Source organism: Novosphingobium naphthalenivorans NBRC 102051 (assembly GCF_001590985.1).
In the GTDB taxonomy this organism is placed as follows: domain Bacteria; phylum Pseudomonadota; class Alphaproteobacteria; order Sphingomonadales; family Sphingomonadaceae; genus Novosphingobium; species Novosphingobium naphthalenivorans.
Window position 1 is genome coordinate 24296 of sequence record NZ_BCTX01000062.1, and the last position, 6087, is coordinate 30382.

At 61.3% G+C, this 6087-nt stretch carries 7 protein-coding genes; 5 read left to right on the forward strand and 2 right to left on the reverse strand.

Features of this window, described 5'->3' with window-relative positions; genetic code table 11:
* Positions 1-7 precede the first annotated feature (7 nt).
* From NN5_RS18040 to NN5_RS18050, 3 genes are all read left to right on the forward strand, one after another.
* Positions 8-193, forward strand: a complete 186-nt coding sequence (locus NN5_RS18040; RefSeq protein ID WP_242528492.1) for a helix-turn-helix domain-containing protein — start codon at positions 8-10, stop codon at positions 191-193.
* Positions 194-449: 256 nt separating this feature from the next.
* Positions 450-878, forward strand: coding sequence for a helix-turn-helix domain-containing protein (locus NN5_RS18045; RefSeq protein WP_067736514.1), 429 nt, complete (start codon positions 450-452; stop codon positions 876-878).
* Between the two features lie 9 nt (positions 879-887).
* Positions 888-1511 (forward strand): GntR family transcriptional regulator, encoded by a 624-nt coding sequence (locus NN5_RS18050; protein WP_067736517.1) that lies wholly within the window; start codon positions 888-890, stop codon positions 1509-1511.
* A gap of 105 nt (positions 1512-1616) precedes the next feature.
* Here the strand turns inward: NN5_RS18050 and NN5_RS27420 are convergent, their stop codons facing one another.
* Entirely contained in the window at positions 1617-2318 is a 702-nt protein-coding gene (locus tag NN5_RS27420; protein ID WP_444543912.1) for a hypothetical protein, read from the reverse strand.
* Between NN5_RS27420 and NN5_RS26975 the strand changes: the two genes are divergently transcribed.
* Entirely contained in the window at positions 2271-2567 is a 297-nt protein-coding gene (locus tag NN5_RS26975) for a lasso peptide biosynthesis B2 protein (protein WP_245656602.1), read from the forward strand. The genes NN5_RS27420 and NN5_RS26975 overlap by 48 nt on opposite strands.
* Positions 2567-4309 (forward strand): asparagine synthase-related protein, encoded by a 1743-nt coding sequence (locus tag NN5_RS18060; protein WP_067736526.1) that lies wholly within the window; start codon positions 2567-2569, stop codon positions 4307-4309. Before NN5_RS26975 ends, NN5_RS18060 begins: the two co-directional genes overlap by 1 nt.
* A 38-nt stretch (positions 4310-4347) precedes the next feature.
* On the opposite strand, the gene NN5_RS18065 is transcribed toward NN5_RS18060, so the two are convergent.
* Positions 4348-6087: Atxe2 family lasso peptide isopeptidase (locus NN5_RS18065; RefSeq protein ID WP_067736530.1), on the reverse strand; the 1740-nt coding region annotated here is incomplete at its 5' end.

Here is a 6087-nt window from a genome sequence, read left to right on the forward strand (position 1 = left end):
ATCAACAATGAGCGTATATGAAAGCATCAAGCAAGGCTTGAACGAAGCTCTGGCGCTTGCTGTGGGACATGCTTCGGACGCGCGTGTTCATAAGGTCGAAGTTCAGGCCGTCGATGTGGCCGCGATCCGGGCAAAGACAGGCCTGTCGCAAGCTGCGTTTGCGCGCTGTATCGGCGTCACCAAACGAACTTAGCTGAATTGGGAACACGGCCGCCGCCGTCCTGCATGGCCGGCCTAGGTGCTGCTGGCCTTGATTGCCAGACGCCCTTCGCTTGTTGGCGAAATTCTGCGTTGAGTGGGCTATCGCTTTCAAAAATTTCATCAATATTTTTGCAATTCTACCAAATTGGGAACGATGGATGATTGATTTAAGGCGTAATTAACACCAGCCTTGGCGCTGTCGGATTGTGTATCGGAAAGCTTTGAGCGGCTGTCAGGGGATCCCGGACGTGGCCAATCAAAAGCATCACCGCACAAATGAAGAAGATATTCTGGACGAGATCAAATTGATCTCCGGAAAGTGTATCGAGGGACGGCGCAGGATGGAACGGATTACGCAGGCTCAACTGGCGGCCGAGGCCGGTATTGGCATACGCTGGCTGCGCGAAATCGAAGCCGGCAGTCCCAAGCCGTCGATCGAGGACCACCTTCGCTGCGCCGCCCGCCTCGGCCTGCCTGCCGGCTACTTCTTCCTGCCCATGATGTTCCTGCAGAACCGGCGGTCTTTCCCGGCTGACCTGCTCCATGGCGACATGAACCGGCTCCAGGAGCACTGCATCGAATACATCATCGAGGATTACTATCTGGGTGCGGTCATTCGCAAAGGCCGCCGCGCGGGCGTCCCGTTGGATGATGCTTCTCTGCGTGGCATTGAGTGACGCGGCGCGATGTCACCTGAAGCTGTCGCTGCCGAGCGGGTCTACCAGGGGCTCAAGCGGGTCATTCTCGAGGGGCAGTTCGCGCCCGGCACCATGCTTGTCGTGACCACCCTCGCCCGGGAATTCGGGACCAGCATTGCTCCGGTCCGCGACAGCATGCAGCGACTCGTGGGCGAGCGGCTGCTCGACTTGCACATCGGCGGGGGCTTTCAGATGCCCCGCCTCACTGCGGACGGGCTCGCTCACCTTTATTCATGGCACCAAGATCTGATCAAACTTGCGCTCAAATTCCGACGATCCGGCACTTCGTCGAGCGATTATCAGCCAGCTTTTCCATCGATCAATGGCAATGACACACATGCACTTGCCGAAGCGACGGCAGAACTGTTTCTGCACATTGCCAGCTTTTCCGGAAATCCCGAGCATGTCGAAGCCGTTCGCTCCGTTGGTGAGCGGCTTCACGCGACTCGCATTCGCGAAGCGAGGCTCTCCAACCGGCTTCGTGAACTCGAACGGATATGGGAATTGGCCGGATCAGGTCCTTTACGAGACGCACAGGAGGCCGTCCGTCGCTACCATCGCCGGCGATTGCGGCAAGTGTCGCGACTTATTCATGCCGAGGAGCAGGGCTGAAATCCACGCTGGGATGGTAGAAAGCCCGGTACTCCAGAGAGATTTCTTCCCCATTTGAAGGGCGCTGAATGAGTATTTCGGCTTATAAGAACTCAAATTGGAAACTTATAAAATCGAAGTTTCGCGCAACATCGCGATATCCTTCATGTCGTCGCAAATGTCTGCGACGACATGAAGGAGGTAATGATGACCGTGATTGACGAACATCGCGATGACGAGCTGATCGATCTCGGCGCTGTCAGCGCCGCGACCAAGGGCGCCGTCCAGGGCGAGGCCGACCTCGAAGGTCAGCCGCGCCAGATCTTCGGCGCCATCTCCGACGACTGAGCAAACCGGCGCGCTCCGGCTCTTGCCGGGGCGCGTCACTGCCAAGGCGCCGCGGCCATGTTCTTCTCCTTGCGCGACAACCTCCATCATTGCACGGCGAGTGGACGCACGATCATCCTCGACATCGAGGCCGACCGGTATCTCGCGCTGCCACCTGGCATGGATGAGGCTTTCCGCCGCGCGGCAGGCGGCGAGCCCTGCGGTCGGGATGATGCCCGGGCACTGCAATCGCTCGTGGCCCGGGGCATGCTCATCGAGCAGACACAGGCACCGCGTAACGACTGCTCGATCCGAATTGTCCCGGCGTCCCGAGATGTCATTTCGAGCGTCAGCTGCAGCCCGCATTTGTCCACGCTGATGCAGGTCGCCGTTGTCCAATGCATTGTCGCATGGCGGATCAGGTTTCGTGGATTGCCAGCGATCATACGCGATATGGAACGATGCAAGCTCGTCTCCGGGGCCGGCGTTGGCCAGATGCATGACCATGAATATGCCGGGATAAATGCGGCTTTCGAGGCGCTCGGCCTCGTCTTCCGGCGCTCGGACCGGTGCCTCGTACGCTCGCTTGCCTTTATCTGGATCTGCCTGCGCCGTGGCTTTGCCCCCAGCCTTGTATTCGGCGTGCAGGCCAGCCCGTTTTCCGCGCATTGCTGGGTGCAGCAAGGCGAGGCCGTTCTCAACGACACGATCGAGAATGTTCGCCCCTTCACGCCGATCATGGCCGTGTGATGGCGCTGCGCTACATTCTCTTCCATTCGCCGGACGCAGATGAGCGCGAAGGTGCGGCTCGCCGGGCCGGGCAGCTCTGCGGTCTCACCATTGTCCCGGTGCCGGGTCCGTTTTCGCTTCTGGCAAGCGATGACAGCGATGTTCTGCCCATTCCCGGTAGCGGCGTGGTGATCGGTACGATCTTTCATCGCCATGGTCCTCCGGAAGCCATCCGCGACTTTGATCAGCGCGCTGCCGACGCCATCCGTAAATCAGGCGGCGCGCACCTGATCGAGCGGTACTGGGGCGGTTATCTGGCGGCGTTCGAGATGCCCGGCGGCGCGTGCGTCTTGCGAGCCCCCATGGGCGCACTGCCATGCTTCCAATTGCGGCAAGGCGGCCTGCACATCTTCGCATCCGACCCAGATATCCTGGTGAAGGCGGGGCTGCTGGCGCCCAGGATCGACTGGGAAGCATTGCAGCGCCAACTCTTCATGCGCGACTTGCCGTCGCCCCGGACGGCCATCGAAGGGTTGAGCGAGATTCTTCCAGGCACACATGCCACATTTGCCGACGGCGGCGAGACTGTCGGCCAATGCTGGTCGCCATGGGACTATGCCGCCACGCTGGATGTTATGGAACCCGAGGACGGTGCGGAGCGATTGGGCCGCGCCTTGCAGCAGTGCATATCGGCATGGGGCTCACGCTATGCGAACATTCTTCTCAGCGTTTCTGGCGGCTTCGATTCGTCGATCGTTGCCACCACGCTGGCAGACCGGGGCCGTTCACTCTCATGCCTGACCCTTGCGACCAGCGATCCGAGTGGTGATGAGCGTAGCTATGCCCGGATCATTGCCGCGCATTGCCATGCCAATCTCTATGAGTGCGGCTACGCGTTCGACGCCATCAATCTTGATCGTTCGGTGGTAGCCCATCTTCCCCGTCCTTGCGGAAGGACACACGACCTGGCCTTTCGTGCCGTGGTCACTGCCAAAGCGGCAGAGCTCGGCGCAGATGCCTATTTCACCGGGAATGGCGGCGACAATGTTTTCTACAACAGCGCCTCGGCGCGGCCGATTGCCGATCGCTATCTGGCCGAAGGCATGGGGCCCGGGCTCATCCGCACGCTGCGCGACGTTTGCGCGGTCACCGGCGCCAGCGCATGGCAGGCGATGCGCGAGGCTCGCCGGGTTCTGAAGCAAAGGGGGCGGGGCTATGTCTGGCGGACCGATCCCTTGTTCCTGAACCGCGGCATCGTCGCCCATGAAAGCCGCCAACCTGCCGAACACCCCTGGCTCGAAGCTCCAGACCAGGCTTTTCCGGGAAAGGCTGGCCATGTGGCCATGTTGCTGCGCATGCAACAGCATCTGGACGGCTACGATCGCGCGTTGCCATTCACGCTGGTCAATCCGCTCGTCTCGCAGCCGATCGTCGAAACCTGCCTTGCTATTCCGACCTGGTCGATGTGCGCCGGGGGTATCAATCGTGCTGTCGCCCGCGCGGCTTACGCATCGCGGCTTCCTCCCCAAATTCTCGACCGGCACTCAAAGGCGGGACCTGACAGTTTCATCGTGGAATTGCTCACGAGCCGATTGGGCGAGATCCGGGAAAGATTGCTCGGGGGGCGGCTCGCCTCACAAGGATTGCTCGATCTCGACGCTCTGGGGGGCTGCCTCGGCGAGAGCAGGCTGCATACGGCATCGGAGTACATGCGGATCATGGCGCTGCTCGATACCGAAGCCTGGATTGGACATTGGACGTGACCATTCACGCCGTACACGGCTTACCTCAAAACCTGCTGTCAGGAGGCGGGGCGAGACGTAATCGGGCCTCCATCGGCGTCCTCTTTCCGGGCGCGCTCGGCCATCCGATCCCGTAACGCTTGCCAACGCGAAATCTCGGCAGGCGGCGCATCAGGCGCGGAGCCTTTGAACCAGAAGTCGAACCAGTCGAGATTGCGCCGGTAGACCGCGAGGCGATGGGCGGGTTGCCATTTGACGTGATCTTCGTGGGGGTAGACGTAGAGGTCCACCGGCGCGTTCACTTCGGCAAGTGCGGTATAGGCCTCCAGCGCGGGCAGAAGCTCATTGTCCGAGAGCTGCATGAGCACCGGAAAGGCAACGCGCCGCGGCTGCTGAGCCCATGAGATCTCGTTCCAGAAGCCCGGTGCCTTGTCCGACTGGTGCGGCCAGCCTGTTTGCACATACTGGCGCGCGACGGCCGGGCCGAGCATGGCCATTTGCGAGCGTTCCCAACAACAGCTGCTCATGGCGGCGACCGAGAAATACCTGCTGTGAAGGCCCGCGAACTGCACCGTGGAAGCCCCGTCGCTGAGACCCGTGATGCCGACGCGTTTGGGATCAACAATACCGCGATCGATCAGCGACTGAACGGCAGTCTCGATCGCCGACAGGACATTCTTCCGGTCCTTGAAACCCACAAGATCAGCCTTGTCGAGGTCGGTATAGCTTGCCGCATCAGGGACGGCGACCGGCGAGCGAGGCCGCTGGATGCTGAGGACCGCATAGCCCCGATTGGCAAACGCCTGGATGGGATACTCGTCGCCCGTCCCGCCTCGCAGGAAGCCGCGCGAAATATATTGCACGACAATAAGCGGATAGCGCTGGCCGGGCTGGTAACCGGCCGGATAGACAAGGTCCCCGAAACTCTCGGTGCCGAAGGCGCTCTTCCATGTAAGCCGCTCGACCTGTCCAAGCCGCAACCCGCCGAATTCCGGGTTGGGATCGAACAGCACTTCGTCCTCTCCGGTAGCAAGCCGAAGGAGGCTGATATGCCTGGGCACGCTTGAGTTTTCTTCCACGCACGCCAGGTCATCGTTCAGGGGGGCGCAGTCGACCAGCAGATCGCTCGTGACATAAAGGCGTGTGACGGTTCGGGCACCGGGCTTCCATTCGTAGATGGCGGTCTGGCTGTTGGCCCAGCCTTCGAGATGCGTGAAGCGGACCCGCGCGCCATCGGCAGACCAGCCCAGCAAGGTCGTGACCGATCGGCATGCTCGCGCCTCGCAACTGATGGGCGATCCGGTGAGGCTTTCTGCCACCAGTTGCGGGCGAGGCGGAAATCGCTCCGATAGTGTCGGTTTCGTCCAGGCCCGTCTGCCCGATGGCGAGAGCGCAACGGCCATGGCGCCCGGCGGGCCGCGTGGCTTGTCGTCCTGCAGCAGAGCCGCTTCCGCCACGGATGCCGCGCGAACCTTCCCGCTCGCCAAATCGAGCGTGAAGGTTTCGACCGGAATGGGCGGCGAGGGGAATGGCCGGGTCGAGGCGTTGGGCGCGAACCGGTCATCGAAATGAAAGCCGGAAAGGCCCTCCTTATCGATCTGGCTCCACGCCGCCTGTAGTGCGGGACTGGCCGAATAAACGATCGTCCGGCCGTCCCTGGCGATCCGGAAATCGAGTATGTCGGTATCGGAATGGGTGACGGGAGCACTGAGGCTCCCGTCGATGCGTGTCCGCCATATTTGTATGGTGTTTCCCGTGCGTTTCAGGAACGCGATGGCCTTGTTGTCGGGAAACCACCT